The sequence below is a fragment of the Hydrocarboniphaga sp. genome (assembly GCF_028291725.1).
Taxonomy (GTDB): domain Bacteria; phylum Pseudomonadota; class Gammaproteobacteria; order Nevskiales; family Nevskiaceae; genus Hydrocarboniphaga.
This window is the reverse complement of record NZ_JAQGNT010000026.1, coordinates 48,766-71,460: the sequence shown is the minus strand read 5'-3', so window position 1 is coordinate 71,460 and position 22,695 is coordinate 48,766. Positions and strand designations below refer to the sequence as shown.

Here is a 22,695-nt window from a genome sequence, read left to right as displayed (position 1 = left end):
GCGGGTCGCTCGTCGATCAAATCGGCACTGCATTGCAGCAAAAGAATGTGACAAGGTCTTTATAAACGTTTTCAGTAGGTAATGGAACTTGTGAAGAGGCGATACATCAGCAGAAATGAGCTGTGCGTCACCTTAACGATCAAATTCATCGAAATGTCTAAGCCCTGACAAAACCGTTTATGTAACGTTTATGTACCGGAATCTGACCCGGTTGGTCAGACCACAGAAAAGCTCGTAGGCAAGAGTACCGGCGTGCGCAGCGACCTCTTCGGCCGGCAAGCCCTCCCCCCAAAGCAAGACCTCGTCTCCGACCCGGGCTTCCGGCGCCGGCCGCAGATCCAGCGTGATCATGTCCATCGAAACCCGGCCTGCCAACGGCGCGCGACGGCCTCCGATCAGGACCGGCGCGCCGCACGCCAGGCTGCGATGGATTCCGTCTGCATAGCCCACCGCCGCGACGCCGATCGGCATTGCCTCCGGGCACGCATAGCCGCCGCCATAGCCGATGCTGCTTCCCTCCGGATAGTCGCGACGCGCGATCAGCCGGCTGGTCAATGTCAGCGCGGGCTTCAGGCCGAGTTGAGGTCCTACACGGCCGGGCAAGGGGCTGGCTCCGTACAGGACCAAGCCGGGCCGCACCCATTCGCGACGCGCCTGCGGCCACCCCAGAATACCGGCCGAATTGCCGATGGACCGCGCGCCAGACCGATCAACCAGCGCCGCGTCAAAGGCCCCGATCTGGTTCAGCGTCATCGGGCTGTCGGGCTCATCGGCGCAGGCCAGATGGGTCATCCAGCCGCAGAAGCGCCAGCCACGGTTGCGCTCCAGCACCGCCTGCAGCCGCGGCACCGCGGACAACGGAAAGCCCAGCCGGTGCATGCCGCTGTCGAGCTTGAACCAGATCTGCAGGCTGGCGCTTGGCGGCATCGACTCGAGCAGATCAATCTGCCAGAAATCGTTCAGCACGATCTGCAGGCGCTCATAAGCAGCCAGCGTCGCTTCTTCGGCGCTGAGCACACCTTCCAGCAGCGCGATCGGCGCACGCACATGCGCTTCGCGCAACTCCAGCGCCTCTTCGATGCAGGCGACCGCCAACGCGTCAACGCCGGCGGCCTCGAGCGTACGCGCGACCGGCACCGCACCATGACCGTAGGCATCCGCCTTGACGGCCGCCATGACCCTGGACCCGGGAGCGAAGCGCCGTACCTGCTGCAGGTTGTGGCGGATCGCCGCCAGATCGACGGTCGCAATGACGCGGTCACTCATTCCTGGTACTCGCCACCGCTGTAGGGCGAGCGCGCATTCTCGAAGCGGGTGTACTGGCCGTGGAATTCCAGGTTCACCGAACCCAGCGGGCCGTTACGCTGCTTGGCGATGATGATCTCGGCCTGGGTCTCGTCGCTGGCCTTGTTGTAGACCCAGTCGCGATAGATGAAGACCACCAGATCGGCGTCCTGCTCGATGCCGCCGGATTCGCGCAGGTCCGACATGCGCGGACGCTTATTGTCGCGCTGCTCGACGCCGCGGTTCAGCTGCGACAGCGCGATGATCGGCAGCTTCAGTTCCTTGGCCAAGGCTTTCAGACTACGCGATATCTCGCTGATTTCGCTGGTGCGGTTGTCCTTGGTGCCGGGCACCTGCATCAGCTGGATGTAGTCGACGACGATCAGCTTGATCTTTTCTTTCTGCGCCAGACGCCGCGCGCGCGCGCGCAGATCGTTCGGCGACAAGGCACCGGTTTCGTCGATGAACAGCGGCGCCTCGCGCAGACGGTTGATGGTCCACGTCAGCTGGTCCATTTCCTGGTCGGACAGGTCGCCGCTGCGCAGCTTCTGCATCGGGATGCCGCCACGCGAGGAGATCACGCGATAGCCGATCTGTTCGGCCGACATTTCCATGCTGAAGACCGCGACCGCCTCTTTGCGTTCGAAGGCGACGTACTCGGCGATGTTGACCGCGAGCGTGGTCTTGCCCATAGACGGACGCGCCGCGAGGATCATCAGATCGCCCTCGCCCAGCCCGCTGGTCTTGTTGTCGAACTCGGTGAATCCGGTTGCCAGGCCCGCTGAGCCGCCCGGGTTGTCGCGCACTTCCGAAATCCGCTCGAATACCGCCGCCATGATCTGCTGCATTCCCGCATAGCCGCTTTGGCTGCGCATGCCGCGCTCGCGGATGCCGAACACCTTCTGTTCGGCGAGATCGATCAATACCTGAGGTTCGCGGCCATCGGCCCGAAAGCCCAGATCGCTGATGTCCTGCCCGGCCGCAATCAGGCTGCGCAGGATCGAGCGCTCGCGAACGATATCGGCGTAGGCGACGATGTTCGCGGCGCTGGGCGTATCCGCGGCCAGCGTGCCCAGATAGGCCAGTCCGCCCGCCTCTTCCAGCTTGTTCTGAGAACGCAGATGCTCGGACAGCGTGACGAAATCGCAGGGCCGATTGACGCCGATCAGATCGCAGATCGCGCGGTAGATCAGGCCGTGATCGGCGCGGTAGAAATCGGTCTCGGCGAGGCGGTCGGCCAACTCGTTCCAGGCGCGGTTGTCGAGCAGCAGACCGCCGAGCACGGACTGCTCGGCCTCGATCGAATACGGCGGTTGTTTCGGGTCCGGCATGGCACTCACAGAGCGGCGCAAAAGAGCGCCAAAACGAAAAACGGCCCGCATCGCTGCGGGCCGTCAAGTCTAGCCGAGAAGGCTGGAGGACCTCTCGATAAAGACTATCCGAAGGCTGCCCTCAGGCGGCCTTCTCTTCGACAACGATGACGCTCAGGCTGGTCTCGACTTCACCGTGCAGGCGCACGATGACGTCGTAGGTGCCGATCGCGCGGATCGGACCGTCGACCATGTCCAGCTCGGCCTTGGCGACGTCGATACCGGCGGCTTCGGCAGCGCGCACGATCTCGGCCGGGCCGACCGAGCCATACAGCTTGCCTTCTTCGGCAGCCAGCGCCTTCACCGTCACCGACTTGCCGCCGATCTTCTCGGCGCGCAGCTTGGCGGCGTTGAAGCTCGCCGACGACTTCTTGATCAGCTCGGCCTTGCGGGTTTCGAAAACTTTGCGGTTGCTATCGGTCGCCGGCAGTGCAATGCCCTTCGGCAGCAGATAGTTGCGGCCGTAGCCCGGAGCAACTCTAACGGTGTCGCCGAGGTCGCCGAGGTTTTTGACTCGTTCCAGCAGAATCACGTTCATGTTTGCGATCTCCTGGGCTTATTCGTGCTTGTCGGTGTACGGCAGCAGGGCCAGGAAACGGGCCTGCTTGATCGCAACCGCCAGCTGGCGCTGGTAACGCGTGCGCGTACCGGTGATGCGCGCCGGAACGATCTTGCCGTTCTCGCCGATGTAGCCCTTCAGCATCGCCAGATCCTTGTAGTCGATCGGCGCCGCATTGTCGGCGCTGAACTTGCACGACTTCTTGCGACGGAAGAACCGGCCGCCGGAACCACCGCCACCGCCGCCGCCACCCTCTTTGCGTTCGAAAGCCATCAGACGTTCTCCTCGGCGGTCTCTTCTTCGGAATCCGCATCGGCGTCGACTGCGGCGGCGTCGTCACGGCGCGACTTGTATTCCGGCTTCTTGTCTTCTTCCGGCGCCTTGAACAGCGGCGACTGCACGCTCTCCGGGGCGTCCTTGCGGATCACCAGCTTGCGGATCACGGCGTCGTTGAACTTGAACGCGCCCTCGAGTTCGGCCAGGGCCTTGTCGGTGCATTCGACGTTCAGCAGCACGTAGTGCGCCTTGTGCAGCTTGGCAATCGGGTAAGCGAGCTGGCGGCGGCCCCAGTCCTCTAACCGATGGATCTTGCCACCGTCGCCTTCCACCATTGCCTTGTAACGGTCCGTCATGGCCGGGACCTGATCGCTCTGGTCCGGGTGCACCATGACTACGATTTCGTAGTGACGCATGGATAACTCCTGTCTGTGGATGTCGGCCGGTTCACATATATGAGCCTGGCCGGGACAGTCCCCCGCTCGAAAAACCAACTCTGGGGCGGTGGGACAGCGCCTGGCGACCGAAGCCGGCCGCAAGGGGCGCGCATCTTAAGGGATTGCCGCTGCCGGATCAACGCCGGAGCGGGCGGCGCCGATCAGGGCGACAGCACGCAGCAGCGCGGATTCGACAGCAGCTCGGCCGAGCGCGCCTCGGCCTGTGCCAGGTCCACCGGCCGCAACTTGAGCCGGATCGACGCGATCATCGGCCCGAAGCGCCGCTCGACACCGGCCGCGGCCTGGATTTGATCCAGCGCGTCATAGTGCGCGTAGGCCTCGATGTCGTTGACCGGCAGTACCTCGTCGCTCTGGTACCAGGCGCCGAAGGTCCACAGCGCCGACACCGATCCGGCGTCGCGCGCCAGCGTCACGTAATGCAGGGACTCGGCCTGCAGCGCCGCCTGCTCGACGCGCTGCTGCGGCGTGCACTGATACAGGTATTGGCAGAATTCGCGCTGCGGCAGGTGGTACATCATGTCCAGCTGCGCCTCGAGCAGCCCGGCGTCGGCCGCCGATCGCAGCCAGTCGCGATACTTGCCGCGCGCTTCCAGCGGTACGCCTGCGCAATCCGCTACCTGCTGGCGCAGTTCCTTGGCCTCGACTTCAGGGTCGCTGACATCCCAGGCGCCGCGGCGACGGGTCTGATGGATCTTCTCGACTTCTCGCTCGAGACTGGCCTCGTCGGCCGGGGCATCGCGGCATTCGTACAGCAGCAGGCCGAGTTGGTATTGCGCCGGCAGATCGCCGGATTCAGCCGGGGGCAGCAGCGCCTCGTAGGCCGGCCCATAGGGCGCGCTCGGCCGCGGCAAGGGCAGCGGTTTGACGATGTGCAGCGCGATGCCGTCCTTGGTTACTGCGTCGATCACGATCGTCCCGCGCTTCTCCGGCTCGCCGGCGGGCTCGGCCGCCGGCGGGAGCAGACTCGGCTCCTCGACCGCCACCGTTGGCGCATCCGAATTCGGCGGGCTCCGAGTCAGCCACCAACTCGCCGCCATAACCGACAGCAGCGCGCCCAGCAGCAACGCGATGCGGCCGCGACTCACCGCCGCTTGCCCGGCTGCCTCTGCCGGAACGCTTCGTACAGACACACCGCCGCAGCGACCGACACGTTGAGGCTCTCGGTCTTGCCCAGCATCGGGATCTTGACCAGACGGTCGCAGGTCTCGCGGGTCAGCCGGCGCATGCCGGCCCCTTCTGCGCCCATCACCAGCACCAGCGGGCCGGTCAGGTCCACTTCGTACAGCGTCTGCTCGGCTTCGCCGGCGAGGCCGGTCAGCCAGTAGCCGCGCTCCTTCATCAACTCCAGGGTGCGCGTCAGGTTGGTGACCGAGATCACCGGCACGCGCTCGGCCGAACCGGCAGCGGCCTTCATCGCGACCGCCGTCAGGCTCGCCGCGCGATCCTTGGGAATGATCACCGCCGTCGCGCCGACTGCTTCGGCAGTGCGCAGGCAGGCGCCGAGGTTATGCGGGTCCTGCACGCCGTCCAGCGCCAGAAACAGGCGGTCCGGTGTTGCCGGCGCTTCCAGCGCGTCCTCGCCGAGCAACTCGCGCTCCGGAATCTGCGCCAGCACGCCCTGGTGACGCAGGCCGGGTGCGCGCATATCCAGCTCGCTCTTGCTGACCTGGCGCACCGGCACCGAGACGGCGTGAGCGAGCGCGAGCATACGGCGCGCGCGCTCGTCCTGGCGGGAATCGGAGAGCAGGATTTCAAAAGGCTTGACGGCGCCATCTTCGAGCGCGGCCATCACCGCGTGGAAGCCGCCAATGTAGTGTTCACTCATCGCCGGAGTTTAAAGGACCGGCCCTGCAAAAGTCGTAGGTCGGCAATCCTTTGACGACATGACGCGGCGATTGCGCATCGCGCGTACACGTCGGCAAGGGATTGCCGACCTACGCTTTGGTGCTTAGCCGCCGAGGTACGGGGGTGGGGTCCACGCCGACTGCTCGTTGCCTTCGACCACCGGCTTGATCACGATATCGACGCGGCGATTGCGGGCTTCCTTGACGTTGTCGCCGGTGCGCACGATCGGCTCACGCTCACCGCGGCCTTCTTCGCGCAGACGCGCGCCGGGCACGCCCTGCGACGCCAGGAAGCTGCCGACCGCAGCGGCGCGGCGCTCAGACAGGCCCTGGTTGTAGTCGGAAGTGCCGCTGGTGTCGGTATGGCCGACGACGTGGATCACGGTCTTGTCGTAATTCTTCAGGATCGCGGCGATACGGCCGTAGGCATCCATCGCATCCGGGCGCAGCGTTGCGCTGCCCAGATCGAAACTGACATCGCTGGCGATCGCGACTTTCAGAGAGCCGTCGGACAGCGTGGTGGTGCTGAGCTCGCCGCGCTGGATTTCCGGCGCCATCTGCTGCTCGACTTCCTTGCGCTGCTTGTCCATGTAGTTGCCGACCGCGGCACCAGCCAGCGCACCGACCACGGCGCCGACGATCGGCGCGCCCTTGGCATGGCTGACATTGTTGCCGATCACGCCGCCGAGCACGGCGCCGATACCGCCGCCGCGCTTGGCATCGCGATTGGGATCGTCGGCACAGGCCGCGAGACTGAGCACCACCGCCGCAACCAAGGCCGTTTTGACGAATTTCATCGTGATCTCCGCTTCTTCTTGCTGGGAAATGGGCGCGATTCTGTGGACGCGTCCTTAACTACGGATGAACGCTGCCCGGGCGCCTTGGACTGGATCAACTCGAGATCGATTTTACGTTCGTCGAGGTTCACACGCACGACCTTGACCTTGACCGTATCACCGAGATTGTAGGCCGTACCGCTACGCTCGCCGATCAGCCGGTGATGCCGTGCCTCGAACTTGTAATAGTCGTTCTTCAGCTGGCTGACGTGGACCAGGCCTTCGACGTACAAGCCGGCCAGTTCGATGAACAGGCCGAACGGCGCGATGCCGGACACCAGGCCGTCGTGCTCTTCGCCGACGTGATGGCTCATGTACTCGCACTTGAGCCAGGTGGTGACGTCGCGCGTCGCCTCGTCGGCGCGGCGCTCGGTCATCGAGCAATGCGCGCCGTTCTTCTCGATCGCATCGACCGAGTAGGCAAAGTCCTTCGGCGTCTTCTTGTGGATCAGGTGCTTCAGCGCGCGATGCAGCAGCAGGTCGGGATAGCGGCGGATCGGCGACGTGAAGTGCGAGTAGTGGGTCAGCGCGAGGCCGAAGTGGCCGAGATTCTCGGCGCTGTAACGCGCCTGCATCAGGGATCGCAGCATCACCGTCTGAATCAGCGGCTGATCCGGCCGGCCCTTGGTCCGCGCCAGCATCGCCGCGTAGTCCTGGGTCTCGGGGCGATCGCTGCCGCCGAGTTTGAGGCCGCGCTCGGTCAGGAATTCGCGCAGCGCCTGCACCTTCATCGCGTCGGGCTTTTCATGCACGCGATACGGCGCTGCGATCTTCATCTTGGCGACACGCTTGGCCGACTCGACGTTGGCCGCGACCATGCATTCCTCGATCAGCCGGTGGGCGATGTTGCGCTTCACCGGCACGATGCGATCGATCTTGCGCTCGTCGCCGAACACGATCTTGGTCTCGGTGGTTTCGAAGTCGATCGCGCCGCGCTTTTCGCGCGCCTTGTAAAACGCCTCGAACAGATCCTTCAGCACCTGCAGATGCGGCACCGCATGCGGCACCTTGGCTGCTTCGGGCCCGTTCGGGTTCTCCAGAATCGCCGCGACGTCTTCGTAGACCAGGCGCGCCTTCGAATTCATCACGGCCTCAAAGAAGGTCGACTTGGCGACTTCGCCATCGGGCTTCACGCGCATCTCGCAGACCATGCACAAACGGTCGACGTTCGGGTTCAGCGAGCACAGGCCGTTCGACAGCTTCTCCGGCAACATCGGGATCGCGCGCTGCGGGAAGTACACCGAGTTGCCGCGTGCCGCCGCTTCGTGATCGAGCTCGGAATCCGGCGTGACATAGGCGGCGACGTCGGCGATCGCGACCCACAGCGTCCAGCCTCCGCCGGTGCCGAACGGGCCCTTGCGCATGGTCTTGGCGTAGACCGCGTCGTCGAAGTCGCGCGAATCGGCACCATCGATGGTCATCAGCGGCAGATCGCGCAGATCGACCCGGCCCTTGATCTGCTGCGGTTGAACGGTGTCGGGAATTCTTTCGGCTTCTCGCAGCACGTTGTCGGGGAATTCGTTGGGCAGGCTGTGCGCGCGCACCGCCGCCTCAATCTCCATGCCCGGCGCCAGATGGTCGCCGAGAATCTCCAGCACCTTGCCGACCGGCAAGGTGCGGTTGCCCGGCGGCGCGACGATTTCGGCGACCACCATCTGGCCGTGCTTGGCGCCCATGCTGGCGTCTTGCGGAATCAGCAGATCCTGCTGCACGCGCGGGTTATCCGGAATCACGTAGGCGATGCCCTGATCGACATGCATACGGCCGACGACTTCGCGCGAGCCGCGCTCCAGCACCTCGACCAGCGAGCCTTCGGGGCGACCCTTGAAATCGGTTCCGGTAATGCGCACCAGCACGCGGTCGCCATTCATCAGCGAGCGCATCTGCCGCGGCGGCAGGAAAATATCCGGGCCACCCTCATCGCGGCACAGGAAGCCGAAGCCATCGCGATGCGCCTGCACGACACCGGCGATCGCGTTCATCTGCGCGACCGGCCCGAAGGCACCCCGGCGGTTCTGCACCACCTGGCCATCGCGGATCATCGCGCCGAGGCGCTTCTCCAGCGCCGATTGCTGGTTGAGCTTGGTCAGCTTGAAGTGGCCGATCAGGTCGTCGACATTCAACGGCCCTTCGTGATCGACCAGGGTTTGCAGGATCAAGGCGCGCGACGGAACCGGGTCCTCGTAGCGCCCCTGTTCGGCGTGGTAGTTCGGATCGCGAGCCTGCCAGTCGGGAGTCGCGGAAGAGTTGTTACGTGAGTTTTGAGAGTCGTTCTTTCGTTTCATTGACAAAGCATACGCTCATCGCCACAATTCGCGCCCTCGCTGCTCGGCAAATGCCTGCAGCGGGGCAATAGTGCCGAGATGGCGGAATTGGTAGACGCACTAGTTTCAGGTACTAGCGGGTAAAACCGTGGAGGTTCGAGTCCTCTTCTCGGCACCAACAAAACAACCGGCTTATGCCGGTTTTTTTGTTGGTGCCTCTTGCAGCGCTGCGCGCTGCGGCACGCATTGCTTCCAGAACCCCCGCTCGCTGTCGCGAGCCGGCCCCCTTGACTCAAGGGGGCCTCCATCACGACTGAATTGCCGCTGCATTTTCCCTCTCCCGCCCGACGGAGAGTGTGTCGTACTGCGACGGCAGAAGGGCTTTTGCAGCGGCTCAATCGAAGGGGTTGTGCAGCACGATGGTGTGCTCGCGGTCGGGGCCGGTGGAGATGATCGCGATTTCGGTTTCGGTGACTTCGCGGACGCGCTCCAAGTATTTGCGCGCGGTTTCCGGCAAATCCTGGTAACGGGTGATTCCGTACGTGCTGGTCTTCCAGCCGGGCAGTTCCTCGTAAATCGGCTCGATGTTCGAGAAACCCTCGGCACCGATCGGCGGCACTTCCACCGGCTTGCCGTCGGCCTGGTAGCCGATGCAGATGCGGATCACGTCGAGCTCGTCGAGCACGTCGAGCTTGGTGACGCACAGGCCGGTGACGCTGTTGTTGAAGATCGAACGGCGCGCGGCAACCGCGTCGAACCAGCCGCAGCGTCGCGGGCGCTTGGTGACGGTGCCGTATTCCTGGCCCTTGTCGCGGATGTGCTGGCCGATGTCGTTTTCCTGCTCGGTCGGGAACGGGCCGCTGCCGACGCGCGTCGCATAGGCCTTGACGATGCCGAGCACGTAGTCGAGGTTGCGCGGGCCGACGCCGGAGCCGGTGGCAGCGCCACCGGCGGTGGTGTTGCTCGAAGTCACATACGGATAGGTGCCGTGATCGACGTCGAGCAGCGCGCCCTGCGCGCCTTCGAACAGCACGTTGTCGCCGCGCTTTATATGCAGGCGTAGCAGTTCAGTGACGTCTGCGACCATCGGCCGGATGACTTCGGCATAGCGCAGCAGATCGTCGAGCGTGGACTGGAAATCGACCGGCTCGTCCTTGTAGTAATTCACCAGCACGAAGTTGTGATACGCCAGCAGCTCGCCGAGCTTGGCCGCAAGCTGGTCGCGATGGAACAGGTCGCCGACGCGCACGGCGCGGCGCGCGACCTTGTCTTCGTAAGCCGGACCGATGCCCTTGCCGGTGGTACCGATCTTGTTCTCGCCGCGCGCGATCTCGCGCGCCTTGTCGAGCTTGGCGTGCACCGGCAGCACCAGCGGCGTCGCCTCGGAGATTTTCAGGCGGCCGCGCACTGAGGCACCCGTGGCCTCGACCTTCTCGATCTCCTTGATCAGGTCGGGCAGCGACAGCACCACGCCGTTGCCGATCAGGCATTCGACGTCGGGCCGCATGATGCCGCTGGGAATCAGGTTCAGCGCAGTCTTGACGCCGTTGATGACCAGCGTATGGCCAGCGTTGTGGCCGCCCTGGAAACGCACGACGGCCTGGGCGCGATCGGTCAGCAGGTCGACGACCTTGCCCTTGCCTTCGTCACCCCATTGAGCGCCAATCACCACCACTGACTTACCCATGGTTCAGCTCCTGGCGCTCAATGGGGCAAGCCCCGCGTTGTCTGGCGGCCGCATCAAGACGCGGCCTTGGAGCGCCAATCACCACCACTGACTTATCCATGGTTCAGCTCCTGGCGCTCAATGGGGCGAAGCTCGCGTTGTTTTACGGCCGCGTCAAGACGCGGCCTCTGCGCACCGCGTACTACGACTGCATCACCTACTGATTCGCCCATGCTGTCTGTCTACCATCGTTTTGTTACGGCGCCACGGCGGCGCAGGAATCGGCGCCTTCAGGCACCGAGTCGGATCAACTCGTTCATGTCCGCCGAAAAACCGGTCGCCGGACGCGGCCGGCCGAACTCGTGGCCGACGCCATCGTAGCGCCCGCCACGGGCGATTTCGCGACCGTGGCCGGGCACGAAAGCCGCGAACACCAGGCCGGTGTGATATTGCAGCCCGCGCAGCTCGGCCAGATCCACATGCACCGGCACATCCGGGAAGCGGCGCTGCAACTCGGCAGCGGTCTGCTCAAGCGTCGCCAGGGCTTCGGCCATGCCCTCGCCCGCCAGAGTCTGACGCGCGCGCTCCAGCACGCCGATGTCGCCATTCAGGTCGATCAGCGCCGAAAAGGTTTCGGCCAGGCCGTCGAGACGCGTGCTGCTGGCGGCGAACTCGGCCAGATCCGGGTGCGATTTGCGCTGCAGGATGTCGAACAGCGCGGCTTCCTCGTCCTCGTCGAGAGCCAGCTTCGAGGCCAGCGAGCGGTAGATGCCGACGTGGCCCAGATCCAGGTGCACGTCGGGCACGCCGGCAAGCTGGATCGTGTCCAGCATCAGGCCCAGAATTTCGAAATCCGCCTCGATGCCGGGCTCGCCGAACAGCTCGCAGCCGACCTGGCGCGGCGAACGCGCGCCGCCCTGGCTCTCGGGTGACACGCGCAGCACCGTGCCCATGTAGCACAGGCGCACCGAGGCCTCGTCTGCGTAGCGGCGCGCGGCGATGCGCGCGGCCTGCGGCGTCATGTCGGCGCGCAGGCCGAGCAGCCGGCCGCTGCTGGGATCAGTGAATTTGAATATCTGCTGCTCGAGGTCGCTGCCGGCGCCGGTCAGCAAGGCATCCAGATGCTCGATCATCGGCGGGAAGATCAGCTCGTAGCGGGCCGCGCGATAGTGGTCGAGTAGCTTGCGGCGCAGGTCCTCGAGTTGCCAGGACACCGGCGGCAGTGCCTCTTCCATGCCATCGGGCAGCATCCAGCGTTTGATGGCCATGATCGGTTCGTTGCTGAGAATAGTGGAGTGCGGGCACGGTAGCGGCCCGGCGGCGGGCGCTATTGTCGTCGCCCGCGCCGGCCATTGCCAGTTACCGGGCGACGACACACCGGCGCCGCGCGCCACCGCTCAGGGCGACGGCAGGATCAGCTGCAGGAACGCCAGCCCGGCGACCATGCTGATCAGGCCCAGCAGCCGCATCCAGCGGTCCTCGAGACTGGCGAAATTGAGCAGGGACTTGCGGAACCGCCGTGGTGACAGAAAAGGCATCGCGCCCTCGATCACCAGCAGCAGCGCCACCGCCCGAACGATCTCTTGCCACACGGCTGTCCGTCCGCTTTTATGGAGCTGCGTCTTTCTTGAAGTACTTGAACAGCTCGCCTTCGGGCTGCAGCACCATGATGTCCTTGTTCTTGCCGAACGCATCGCGGTATACACCCAGCGAACGGTAGAAGTTGTAGAACTCCTGGTCCTGGCCATAGGCGGCCGCATAGATCTCCGAGGCCTTGGCATCGCCTTCACCGCGCAGCTTTTCGGCGTCGCGATAGGCATTGGCCAGCGAGGTCTGTGCTTCGCGATCGGCTTCGGCGCGGATCTTCTCGGCCTCTTCCGCCCCGCGGGCGCGCAGATCCGAGGCAACTCGGGTACGTTCGGCGCGCATGCGCTCGTAAACCGAGTCGCTGACGTCCTTGGGCAGATCGACACGCTTGACGCGCACGTCGACCAGCTGGATACCGAGATCGCCCACCGCGTCGGCGGCGTTCTTCTGCAGTGACTGCAGAATCTCGTCACGCTCGCCGGACACCACCTGTTGCACGGTGCGCGAGCCGAACTGGTCGCGCAGCCCGCGGTTGATGATCGCCGACAAGCGATCGGTGGCGACGATGTCCTGGCCGCCGGTCGAACGGTAGTACGCGGTGGTGTCGGCGATGCGCCACTTGACGTAGTAATCGACCTCGACGTTCTTCTTCTCGACCGTCAGGAAATTCTCGGTCTGGTTGTCGAGCGTCAGCACGCGGCCGTCGAAGCGCAACACGTTCTGGATGAAAGGGACTTTGAAATGCAGACCGGCCGGATAATCGGTGCCCTGGATCTCACCGAACTGGAACAGCACGACTCGCTCACGCTGATCGACGACGAAGAACGAGCTGAACAGTCCGAGCAGAACCGCCGCCGCGACCGCGACACCCAACATCTGTGAGTTCTTCATTTAGCGCCCCCGGTCGCGTGTGCGCGCCGGATCGGGCGGCAGCAGCTGCTGAGATGTGCCATTGCGTCCGGCCATACCTTGCGGCATCGAATAATCCGGCGCCTCGTCGGTTTTCGGCACCGCTTTCATCAATTGTTCCAGCGGCAGATACAGCATCTGGTTACTACCCGGCTTGGTATCGATCAGCACTTTACTGGTACCCGACAACACCGTGGTCATCGTGTCCAGATACATGCGATCACGCGTCACCTTCGGCGCCTTGCGGTACTCGGTCACCAGCTGGCTGAAGCGCGAGGCGTCGCCTTCGGCACGCGCGACGACCTGGTCGCGATACGCCTGGGCTTCTTCGAGCTGGCGGGCCGCGGCGCCGCGTGCGCGCGGCAGCCGGTCGTTTGCGTAAGCCTCGGCCTCGTTCTTGACGCGCTGCTGATCCTCGCGCGCCTTGATCGCATCGGCGAATGCGGACTGCACCGCTTCCGGCGGCTGCGCCTGCTGCAAGTTCACCTCGGTCACGATCAGCCCGCACTTGTAGGCGTCGAGCCGGTCCTGCAGCAGCTGTTTGGTGCGGTCGGCGACGGCCTGGCGGCCTTCGGTCAGGATGAAGTCCATCTCGCTGCGGCCGACGGTTTCGCGCACCGCCGACTTGGTCGCCTGGCGCAGGGTCATGTCGGGATCGTCCACCGAGAACAGATACTGCTCGGCGGAAGAGACGCGGTACTGCACGGTCAGTTCGACATCGACGATGTTCTCGTCCTTGGTCAGCATCGTCGCGCGGTCGTTGACCTGGCGAACCTGGGTCACGTTGACCAGTTCCTTGGTCTCGATCGGCCATGGCGCATGCCAACCCCAGCCCGGGGGCGTCGTGCGGCTATAGGCACCGAAGCGCATCACCACGCCGCGTTCCTGCTCGTCCACCACGTAAAAACCGGTGAGCAGCCATAGCACCGCAATCACCACGATCCCCAGGCCGATCAGGCCCTTGGGCAAGCCGGAACTGGCGCCGCCGGAAGGTGGGCGCGGCCCCTTGCCGCCGAGACGCGCCTTCAGGCGGCGCAGAAGCTCGTCCAGATCGGGCGGGCCGTCGCCTCCGCGCTTGCCGCCTCCAGGCCCTTGATTCCACGGGTCGCGATTCGGCCCAGGCTCATTCCAAGCCATTGATGCTCCAGTCGGTGTGATGCTTGATGAATCAGATAGATGGGGTTGTCTATGCAGGCCGCAAGGCCCGGCCGGCTCGATTGGCCGCACCGTTCGGGGACCGCGATTCTAGGTTGCGGTTTCCCATTCCTCAAACACGCGCGGCTCCGCAGGCGGCGCAATACCCGCCGCCACACACAGCCCACGCAGCCTTTCATACGGCAGGCTGATTCTCAGATGCGCCGCGCCTTCGTCGTCGACCGTCTCGCCGCGCACCGCGCGCAGCTCGAACAATTGAGCACGCAGACGGGCAGCACGCGCCGGCACCACGATCTCGAAATCGGGGACGCCGGGACGCAGGCGCTCGCCGATCGCGGTTTTCAGCAGATCGAGGCCGAGGCGATCGCGCGCCGACACGTAGACGCGCACCGCGACGCCGGCGTCGTCGCGCTCGATGCGCGGGGTTTCCTCGGTGCGCAGGTCGATCTTGTTGAACACCTGCAGCAGCGGCACGCCGTCGGCTTCGATTTCCGCCAGTACCCGGTTGACCTGCTCGATGCGCGCCATGCGCTCGCCGTCGCCGGCGTCGATCACGTGTAGCAGCAGCGCCGCTTCGCGTGATTCCTCCAGCGTCGCGCGGAACGCGGCAATCAGGTCGTGCGGGAGATCGCGGATGAAGCCGACCGTGTCGGCCAGCACCGCCGGCTCGCCTTCGGGCAGATCAATCCGCCGCACCGTGGTATCCAGCGTCGCAAACAACTGATTCGACGCGAACGAGTCGTCGCCGGTCAGTGCATTGAACAGGCTCGACTTTCCAGCGTTGGTATAGCCGACCAGCGACACCGTCGGGATCTCGCTGCGGCGGCGCCCGGCGCGGTTCTGCGCGCGGCGACCCCGCACTTCTTCCAGCCGTCGCTTCAGCGTGTCGATGCGCTCGCTGACCAGCCGGCGATCGGTCTCGAGCTGGGATTCACCCGGGCCGCGCATGCCGATGCCGCCTTTCTGCCGCTCAAGGTGAGTCCAGCCGCGCACCAGCCGGGTGCGCAGGTGATGCAGCTGCGCCAGCTCGACCTGCAGCTTGCCTTCATGAGACCGCGCGCGCGACGCGAAGATGTCCAGAATCAGCCCGGCGCGATCCAGCACCCGGCATTTCAGGATCTTTTCGAGATTGCGTTCCTGGCTCGGCGACAGATCGTGATTGAAGATCGCCAGGTCGGCCTCGTCGGCCACGACCGCCGCGGCGACCTCAATGGCCTTGCCGCTGCCGACGAACAGGCCGGCGTCGGGCCGCTGACGCGATCCGCCGATGATCGCGCACACGTCGGCTCCGGCCGAACGCGCCAGATCCTCGAACTCGCGTTGATCACTGTCGTAATCGGACGCACCGGCATGGCCGGTGGCCGACTGACTACCCGAACTGCCACCCATGCTGTGGATGTCGAGATGAACCAGGATGGCCTTCTGCTTCTGCGGCGACCTGTCGAACGTTGTGGTTGAAGCCAATGTGCTCGCTTGCTTATTTGTTGGTGTTGCCCGGCATTTCTTCGACAGGTTCGCCCTCGCTGGGGTCGTACACCCGCACCGGACGCGCCGGCACGATCGTCGAGATCGCGTGCTTGTAGACCATCTGGCTGACGCTGTTCTTCAACAGCACGACAAATGAGTCGAAGGATTCGATCTGGCCCTGCAGCTTGATGCCGTTGACCAGGTAGATCGAAACCGGAATGCGCTCCTTGCGGAGAGCGTTGAGAAACGGTTCTTGTAAGGTATGACCTTTGGACATCGTTGCTTCCTTTAATAGTTATCCATCCCGACAGCGCCCGAATACCAGGCCCAGCAGCGGGACTTGACAAAAGTCTAACACGCGTTCAACAGCGGCAAGCAAGCATTTGATGCAAGACTTTATCCAACAGCCGTGGATCGTCCGGATCGTAGCGATCGGCCGTTTCATTTCGCAGCCAGGTGAGCTGACGCTTTGCAAATTGCCGGGTGGCGGCAATGCCCTGCGCCACAGCCTCGGAATATGTGGACTGCCCTTCGAGATGCAACCACAGCTGGCGGTATCCGACCGCGCGCAGCGACGGGAGTTCAAGGTGCAGATCGCCGCGATCACGCAGCCTGCGCACTTCGTCGAGAAAACCCGCGTCCATCATTTGGCCAAAGCGCTGTTCGATGCGCTGATGCAGCCGCGCGCGATCCGGCGATTCGAGCAGCACGCTCAGGTACGGCGGCGCGAGCACTTCGGAGCGTGTCGCAAAATGCTCGCCCATGGTGCGGCCGCTGAGCGCGACGACTTCGAGTGCGCGCTGGACACGCTGCTGATCGTTCGGATGCAGGCGCGCCGCGGTATCCGGATCGAGTTCGCGCAAGCGCGCGTGCATCGCCGGCCAGCCGACGCCCAAAGCTTCGGCTTCGAGTTGCGCGCGCATCGCCGGATCGGCCGTCGGCAGATCGGACAGGCCGCGCGTCAGTGCCCGGAAGTACAGCATCGTGCCGCCGACCAGCAGCGGCATCCGTCCGCGCGCCCGGATCTCGGCGATCAGGCGCAGAGCATCCCTGGCGAAACGCGCCGCGGAATAGGCTTGCAGCGGATCGAGAATATCGATCAGGTGATGCGGCACGCGCGCACGCGTTTCGAGATCCGGCTTGGCAGAGCCGATGTCCATGCCGCGATACACCTGCGCCGAGTCGACGCTGATGATCTCGCAGTCATAGCGCTCGGCCAGCGCCAGCGACAGCCCGGTCTTGCCGGACGCGGTCGCGCCCATGATCAATACCGGCGGCAGCGATGGACTCATCCGGCCTCGCGCAAGGCGCGAATGCGCTCCTGGGTCGCCGGATGCGTCGACAGGTACGGCGTCCAGTAATCGTTGTCGTCGGGTTTTTGTCGCTGGTCTTTGTCGTCCACTTTTGGCGCGGGCACCGACACCTCTGCATGCTCGACCTTCCGCTCGTTGGCGCTCGCCTGCAATTTTTCGAGCATCTGCGCCAGCAATTCCGGCGACAGGCCATGCGACTTCAGCAACGACGCGGCGAAGGCGTCGGCCTCGGATTCCAGGGCCTGCGAATAGCGCGCCTGCATCACGGCGGCGGGCGCGGCGGCGATCACCGAACTGAAATCGCCGATCCACCAGGCGAGCACCGCGCTGATCGCCGCGCCCTGCACCAGCGCGTGCAGGTTGTGCCGGTAACGCACATGGCCAAGTTCATGACCGAGCACCGCCAGAATCTGCTCGTCGTTGTCGGCGAGATTGACCAACTCGTCGAGCAGCACGATGCGACCATCGGGCAAGGCCAGCGCATTGGCACCCAGTCTCGGCGACGCGCGGAACAACAGCTCGACCGGCCTATCCACGTATTGCTCACCGTACTGCTCACCGGCCAGCGCAGCAAACGCTTCGCTGATCTTCTGCTGCCGGTCCGCGGGCAGTTCGCTGTCCTTGAAAACATGCCCGTCCAGCAAATCGAGCACGTGATCGGACATACGCTGGACGACGATGTCCGGCATGTGCGCGGAGATTTTCTCCGCCATCAGCGGCAGGCCCCATAGATAGCCGACGAATACCGCGATCGCGACCAGCAACATGCTGAGGCCTGCGGCGATCCAGCTGCGCTGCAGCAGGTCGACGGGCCGTTCGCGATGTCCGACGGCCGCGAGCCACAGCTCGAAGCCGGCATGGTCGCGCACTTCGGCATGCGCGCCGTCGGCAAAAGAGATCAGTCTTGGCGCGCTGCCGAGGCGCTCGGAAATCCGCACTTGCGACAAGGGCACGGAGCGCTCGAAACCCTCGCCCGACAGCACGACCGTATCGGCCAGCGGCGCCAGCACCACTGGAATCCGGCGCGCACTCTTGCCGTCGTAGTAGTCGGCCTGCAGGCTCATGCGGCGCTCACAGTCCGATGTCGAAGTCGAACATGTCCATGGTTTCTTCGCCGACGGCTCCGACATCGCCTTCACTGCTCGCGAGAAAATCTTCCAGCGGCGCTGCGGGAACCAGCGACAGATTTTCCGCGCGATAGCGCGCGAGCCTGACCATCGCCCAGGGCAGGTAGAAACCCACCGTCACCAGCACCAGCAGCAAGTTGCTGATCTGGATCCACATCAGGGGTTTGACGGCCAGCGTACTCTCCAAGCGATGCTCGCCGAGCATGGTCGAGTTCCATACCAGGTTGCCCAGCCGCGCCGCGACATACGCGGCCAGGGCCGCGAACGCCAGCAGGTAGACCGGTACGATCAACACGAATACCCCGACACTCTGCCCCATCGCCTTGCCCAGCATCGATCCGCCTATCATCAGCGCGAAAATCAGCACGACGATGCCCACCATCGCCAGTGCCGCGCGACCGTAGATCGCGTAGAACGGTCGCGGCGTCGCCGAGAACGAGAACGGCGTCTGCCCGAACCAGGCCTTGCCGTGCTGGAACTGCTTAAGCCGCTGATACAGCAGCGGTATCAGCAAGGCATAGATCAGGCTGATGAAGCCCGCACCGGCCGCGAAAGCGATGGCCTTGCTCTTGTCCATCGCATCAGGGTCGCGTGCTATTTCGCCGTTGAAAGCCCAGGCGCCGAGACCCAGGAATATCAGCGCGAACAGCCCGAACGGCAGAAACGTCGCATAGGCATCGGCGTTCGAGGCGCGGAACGAAAAACGCAGCCCACGATAGCTCGAATAGCGCATGCGGAAGCGGAACGAGTTACGCAGCAGCCACGGCAGCACCGCGCACAGCACGATCAAGCCGATGAAGGCGGTGACCATCGATATGTGGTTGCAGGCCTGGTAGATCAGCAGCATCGCCAGCGCGACGATCCGCCCGTAAAGGATAGCCAAGGGCTTGCCGTGATAGTCGAAGCTCGAGCCCGCGACTTCGGTGTGCCGATAGAAATACTGCAGGCGACGGACCTTGGCCCAGGCGGAATAGATGCCGAGTGTCAGGATCGTCAGCGCGATGTTGACGATCCAGATTCGAAAGTACTCACCACCGTCGCCGGTAAAGCGGAACCGCTCCGGCGCGGGCGGCGGCGCCAGCGCGATGACGGGTTCGGACAGTGATGTCGGCAGCGTTTCGGATTCCATTAGAGCAAGCCCCCCGGCTTTCAATGTTTCACGAGTCTAACGAGGAAAAAAACGGGCGCTATGCGCTGGGTCTCAATTCCTCTGGGCGGGCTAACGCCCGCGAAGGAACAGCCGATCCAGCTCGTGCATCTCGAGCTGCACCCAGGTCGGGCGGCCGTGGTTGCACTGGTTGGCGAATTCGGTGCGCTCCATGTCGCGCAGCAGCGCATTCATTTCATGCAGGTTGAGCACGCGGTGCGCCTTGATCGCGGCCTTGCACGCCATCTCCGCGAGCACGCGCTCCTGAGCGTTCAGCACCTCGTCGACATGGGCCTCGCTCTCGTCGTCGAGCAGGCTGCGCAACAGGGCCTCCAGATCGCCTCCGGCCAGCAGCGGCGGCACGGCGCGCAGCGCGACCGAGTTCGGGCCGATGCGATCGAACTCAAGACCGAACTGGCGCAGCGCTTCGCGCCGCGACTCCAGTGCCTCCACCTGGTCATCGGCCAGCTTCAGCATCGTTGGCACCAGCAGTTGCTGCGACGGAATACTGCCTTCGGCGAGCTGGCGCTTCAGACGCTCGTAGAGCACGCGCTCGTGCGCCGCATGCGCATCGACCAGGATCATGCCGCGCTCGTTCTGCGCGACGATGAAGATGCCGTGAAGCTGCGCAATCGCCTGGCCGAGCGGGCCTTCGCCGCGTACGAAGTCGGCGACGCCGTGGTGCGGCTGAGGCAACTCCGATGTCGCCGCAGCTGGAGTCGTCAGCAAGGGCCAGCCGGTGTCGGCGATACTCCGCGCGCCGCCGGGTTCGGCGACATGCCAGGGTCGCGACGACGGCGCCATCGTGTAGTCCAGGCGCGACTGTGTCGTCAGCCCGCTCGGCGATGAGCCGCCGAAATCGGCGCTGCCGATGCGGTGATGCTGATCCGGATCGGGCCGCACTTCGCGCAGCGCGCGATGCACGGCGCCGAACAGCAGCTCGTGCACTCGCGCGGAATCGCGGAAGCGCACCTCGGTTTTCTGTGGATGCACGTTGACGTCGACACCGCGCGGGTCGATTTCCAGATACAGCACGAAAGCCGGATATCGCGTCGAATGCAGCACGTCGGCAAACGCACGGCGCAGCGCAGCGCCAAGCAGACGATCGCGTACCGCGCGGCCGTTGACGTACAGGTACTGCAAATCGGCCTGCGAGCGCGAAAAGCTCGGCAGCCCGACCCAGCCATGCAGCCGCATGCCGCCGCGTTCTTCGTCGATGTACAGCGCGTTGGTGATGAAATCGGCGCCGCAGACTTCGCGCACGCGCTCTTCACCGCTGGTCTGCACGCCCAGCGCTCGCAGGTCGTGCACGCGTTTACCATTGTTCTTCCAGCTGAAAGCGACATCGCGACGCGCCAGCGCCAGGCGCCTCAGCGCCACATCGATATGCCGGAACTCGGTGCTCTCGCTCTTCAGGAACTTGCGCCGCGCCGGCGTGTTGAAGAACAGATCCTGCACTTCGACGACGGTGCCGCCGGCCAGCGGCGCGGGCTGCGGTTCGCGATCACGCAGGACGCCCTCGCCCTTCACCAGCCAGCCGTGCGCATCCTCGGCGCGGCGCGAACTCAAGCTCAGCCGCGACACCGACAGGATGCTCGGCAGCGCCTCGCCACGAAAACCCAGGCTGGCGACACCTTCGAGATCGTCGAGGCTCTGGATCTTGCTGGTGGCGTGGCGCTCCAGCGCCAGAGCGAGCTCGTCGCGCGCGATGCCATGGCCGTCGTCGCGGACCCGGATCAGGCCCAGGCCGCCCTGCTCTGCCTCGACCTCGATGCGCGTGGCACCGGCGTCGAGCGCGTTCTCGACCAGCTCCTTGATCACGGCCGCCGGACGTTCGACAACTTCACCAGCCTTGATCTGGTTGACCAGCGTATCGGGGAGCAGGCGGATCGGCACGGATTACGGCTCGAAAAAAGGTGCGCCGCAAGGATACAGCACAGGTCAAAACGCCCCGGCTGGCGGGGCGTTTTGACCTGTAAAATGCTGGATTGCCGTTAACAGCCGGCAGGACTCAGTCGGTGAGCCCGCGGGACCGGCTCGCGGTCTTGCTCGTCGAAGACACCTTCTGCAGCCGTGGCCGGTCTTCGGCCAACTGCTGTTGCTGGTGCGGACGATAGCTCTTGAAATAGCCCTGGATGCCATCCAGCACCGAGCGCGCGATCTTGTCGTGGTAGCTCGCATCGCCCAGCAGTTTCTCATCCTGGTCGTTGGTGATGAACGCGGTCTCGACCAGCAGCGAGGGGATGTCCGGCGACTTCAGCACCATGAAGCCGGCCTGCTGCACGATCGGCTTCTGCAGAGGATTGACCCGGCTCAAGGACTGCAGCACGCGGCTGCCGACGTCGAAGCTCGCCTCCATCGACGAGGCCTGCGACAGATCGATCAGCACCGCGGCGAGTTCGTTGTCCTTGGCGCCGAGGTCGAGGCCGCCGACCAGGTCGGCGGAATTTTCCTTGTGCGCCAGCCAGCGCGCCTGCTCGTTGGTCGCGCCGCGATCGGACAGCACGTAAACCGCGCTGCCGCGCAGGCTGCGGTCCTTGTACGCATTGCAGTGGATCGAAACGAACATGTCGGCCTGCGCCTTGCGCGCGCGGACGGTGCGCTCGCGCAGATCGATGAAATAGTCGCCGTCACGCGTCAGCACGGCCTTCATGCCGGGCTGCTGGTTGATCAAATTGGCCAGACGGCGCGCCATCGCCAGCGACGCGTTCTTTTCCTGCAGGCCGCCGCGGCCGATCGCGCCCGGATCTTCGCCGCCGTGGCCGGCGTCGACCGCGATCACGATCGGCTTCTCGGCGAACGAAATGCTGGGTGCGAGCCGGATGTCTTCGGCCGGCGGCAGCTTGGAGCGCGCCGGCAATACAGGGGTATTGTCCGCGACAACGGCCGGCAGCTGCGACAGGTCGGACTTGAGCGTCGGCGTCGCCACGCTGCTTGCGGCATCGGATTTCGCGCTGATTTGGTCGAGTGTCGGCGTCGGCCCGTACAGCTCGACGATCAGCCGGCTGCCGTACTGCGCGCTCGCCGGCATCTCGAAGCTCTTGGGCATGACCGAACCGCTGACATCGAGCACCACGCGCAGCGAGCCGTCGTCGCGCGGCCCGGCGCGCAGCTTGCGCACCAGGCCCTTGGCGTCGGCGCGCGCCACGATCGCGGCGCTGGCCTTACTCAGGCCCGAGATGTCGATGACGATGCGATCGGGATTGGAGAGCGTGAACAGCTTGTGCTCGGCCGCGGCGCTCAGGTCGAACACCACGCGGGTGCTCTCGGGGCCGTCCCAAACGCGCAGGTCGCGCAGTTCTGCCGCCGTCGCCAACGGCAGCACCAGGACCAGCAGCAAAAAAACAATCGAGCGCATGACCGCTCCCACAGTCGGAACGCGGCCAAGATAGCTTGATAATTTACCTGAAGCAAGAACTATCTTTCTTTATTC

The 22,695-nt window shown here is 64.6% G+C and carries 21 protein-coding genes and 1 tRNA gene; 1 reads left to right on the top strand and 21 read right to left on the bottom strand.

Going from position 1 to position 22,695, the window contains the following annotated elements:
* Window positions 1-177: 177 nt before the first annotated feature.
* The 9 genes from alr to rnr all read right to left on the bottom strand — a co-directional run bounded on the left by alr (window position 178) and on the right by rnr (window position 8,912).
* Complete coding sequence (gene alr, locus JWQ90_RS07045; RefSeq protein ID WP_299691281.1) at window positions 178-1,266, bottom strand: alanine racemase; 1,089 nt, start codon at window positions 1,264-1,266, stop codon at window positions 178-180.
* Window positions 1,263-2,615 carry a replicative DNA helicase gene (gene dnaB, locus JWQ90_RS07040; RefSeq protein WP_299691278.1) on the bottom strand — a complete coding sequence of 451 codons (1,353 nt, stop codon included), beginning with the start codon at window positions 2,613-2,615 and terminating at the stop codon, window positions 1,263-1,265. Before dnaB ends, alr begins: the two co-directional genes overlap by 4 nt.
* Before the next feature lie 121 nt (window positions 2,616-2,736).
* Complete coding sequence (gene rplI / locus JWQ90_RS07035; RefSeq protein ID WP_299691275.1) at window positions 2,737-3,192, bottom strand: 50S ribosomal protein L9; 456 nt, start codon at window positions 3,190-3,192, stop codon at window positions 2,737-2,739.
* 18 nt (window positions 3,193-3,210) lie between these two features.
* Window positions 3,211-3,486, bottom strand: a complete 276-nt coding sequence (rpsR, locus tag JWQ90_RS07030; RefSeq protein WP_299691273.1) for a 30S ribosomal protein S18 — start codon at window positions 3,484-3,486, stop codon at window positions 3,211-3,213.
* Entirely contained in the window at window positions 3,486-3,905 is a 420-nt protein-coding gene (gene rpsF / locus JWQ90_RS07025) for a 30S ribosomal protein S6 (protein WP_299691270.1), read from the bottom strand. Before rpsF ends, rpsR begins: the two co-directional genes overlap by 1 nt.
* Window positions 3,906-4,087: 182 nt before the next feature.
* Window positions 4,088-5,032, bottom strand: coding sequence for a hypothetical protein (locus tag JWQ90_RS07020; protein ID WP_299691267.1), 945 nt, complete (start codon window positions 5,030-5,032; stop codon window positions 4,088-4,090).
* Complete coding sequence (rlmB, locus tag JWQ90_RS07015; RefSeq protein WP_299691264.1) at window positions 5,029-5,772, bottom strand: 23S rRNA (guanosine(2251)-2'-O)-methyltransferase RlmB; 744 nt, start codon at window positions 5,770-5,772, stop codon at window positions 5,029-5,031. Before rlmB ends, JWQ90_RS07020 begins: the two co-directional genes overlap by 4 nt.
* A 123-nt stretch (window positions 5,773-5,895) precedes the next feature.
* Window positions 5,896-6,588, bottom strand: a complete 693-nt coding sequence (locus JWQ90_RS07010) for an OmpA family protein (protein ID WP_299691261.1) — start codon at window positions 6,586-6,588, stop codon at window positions 5,896-5,898.
* Entirely contained in the window at window positions 6,585-8,912 is a 2,328-nt protein-coding gene (gene rnr, locus JWQ90_RS07005) for a ribonuclease R (RefSeq protein WP_299691258.1), read from the bottom strand. Before rnr ends, JWQ90_RS07010 begins: the two co-directional genes overlap by 4 nt.
* Before the next feature lie 72 nt (window positions 8,913-8,984).
* Between rnr and JWQ90_RS07000 the strand changes: the two genes are divergently transcribed.
* Window positions 8,985-9,069: transfer RNA gene (locus JWQ90_RS07000), tRNA-Leu, on the top strand.
* 216 nt (window positions 9,070-9,285) lie between these two features.
* On the opposite strand, the gene JWQ90_RS06995 is transcribed toward JWQ90_RS07000, so the two are convergent.
* The 12 genes from JWQ90_RS06995 to JWQ90_RS06940 all read right to left on the bottom strand — a co-directional run bounded on the left by JWQ90_RS06995 (window position 9,286) and on the right by JWQ90_RS06940 (window position 22,620).
* Window positions 9,286-10,578 carry an adenylosuccinate synthase gene (locus tag JWQ90_RS06995; protein ID WP_299691255.1) on the bottom strand — a complete coding sequence of 431 codons (1,293 nt, stop codon included), beginning with the start codon at window positions 10,576-10,578 and terminating at the stop codon, window positions 9,286-9,288.
* 269 nt (window positions 10,579-10,847) lie between these two features.
* Window positions 10,848-11,825, bottom strand: coding sequence for an ATP phosphoribosyltransferase regulatory subunit (locus JWQ90_RS06990; RefSeq protein ID WP_299691253.1), 978 nt, complete (start codon window positions 11,823-11,825; stop codon window positions 10,848-10,850).
* Window positions 11,826-11,954: 129 nt separating this feature from the next.
* Entirely contained in the window at window positions 11,955-12,149 is a 195-nt protein-coding gene (locus tag JWQ90_RS06985; RefSeq protein WP_299691251.1) for a DUF2065 domain-containing protein, read from the bottom strand.
* Window positions 12,150-12,165: 16 nt separating this feature from the next.
* Window positions 12,166-13,035: a protease modulator HflC gene (hflC, locus tag JWQ90_RS06980; RefSeq protein ID WP_299691248.1), complete on the bottom strand. Its 870-nt coding sequence runs from the start codon at window positions 13,033-13,035 to the stop codon at window positions 12,166-12,168.
* Window positions 13,036-14,190 (bottom strand): FtsH protease activity modulator HflK, encoded by a 1,155-nt coding sequence (gene hflK / locus JWQ90_RS06975; protein ID WP_299691245.1) that lies wholly within the window; start codon window positions 14,188-14,190, stop codon window positions 13,036-13,038.
* Between the two features lie 108 nt (window positions 14,191-14,298).
* Window positions 14,299-15,597 carry a ribosome rescue GTPase HflX gene (gene hflX, locus JWQ90_RS06970; protein ID WP_366919456.1) on the bottom strand — a complete coding sequence of 433 codons (1,299 nt, stop codon included), beginning with the start codon at window positions 15,595-15,597 and terminating at the stop codon, window positions 14,299-14,301.
* Between the two features lie 88 nt (window positions 15,598-15,685).
* Window positions 15,686-15,952 carry an RNA chaperone Hfq gene (gene hfq / locus JWQ90_RS06965; RefSeq protein ID WP_299691239.1) on the bottom strand — a complete coding sequence of 89 codons (267 nt, stop codon included), beginning with the start codon at window positions 15,950-15,952 and terminating at the stop codon, window positions 15,686-15,688.
* An 85-nt stretch (window positions 15,953-16,037) separates the two neighbouring features.
* Window positions 16,038-16,967: a tRNA (adenosine(37)-N6)-dimethylallyltransferase MiaA gene (gene miaA, locus JWQ90_RS06960; RefSeq protein WP_299691236.1), complete on the bottom strand. Its 930-nt coding sequence runs from the start codon at window positions 16,965-16,967 to the stop codon at window positions 16,038-16,040.
* Window positions 16,964-18,052 carry a M48 family metallopeptidase gene (locus JWQ90_RS06955; protein ID WP_299691233.1) on the bottom strand — a complete coding sequence of 363 codons (1,089 nt, stop codon included), beginning with the start codon at window positions 18,050-18,052 and terminating at the stop codon, window positions 16,964-16,966. Before JWQ90_RS06955 ends, miaA begins: the two co-directional genes overlap by 4 nt.
* Before the next feature lie 7 nt (window positions 18,053-18,059).
* Window positions 18,060-19,244: a YjgN family protein gene (locus tag JWQ90_RS06950; RefSeq protein ID WP_299691230.1), complete on the bottom strand. Its 1,185-nt coding sequence runs from the start codon at window positions 19,242-19,244 to the stop codon at window positions 18,060-18,062.
* 90 nt (window positions 19,245-19,334) lie between these two features.
* Window positions 19,335-21,158 (bottom strand): DNA mismatch repair endonuclease MutL, encoded by a 1,824-nt coding sequence (mutL, locus tag JWQ90_RS06945; RefSeq protein ID WP_299691227.1) that lies wholly within the window; start codon window positions 21,156-21,158, stop codon window positions 19,335-19,337.
* Window positions 21,159-21,273: 115 nt separating this feature from the next.
* Window positions 21,274-22,620 carry an N-acetylmuramoyl-L-alanine amidase gene (locus JWQ90_RS06940; RefSeq protein WP_299691224.1) on the bottom strand — a complete coding sequence of 449 codons (1,347 nt, stop codon included), beginning with the start codon at window positions 22,618-22,620 and terminating at the stop codon, window positions 21,274-21,276.
* Window positions 22,621-22,695 lie beyond the last annotated feature (75 nt).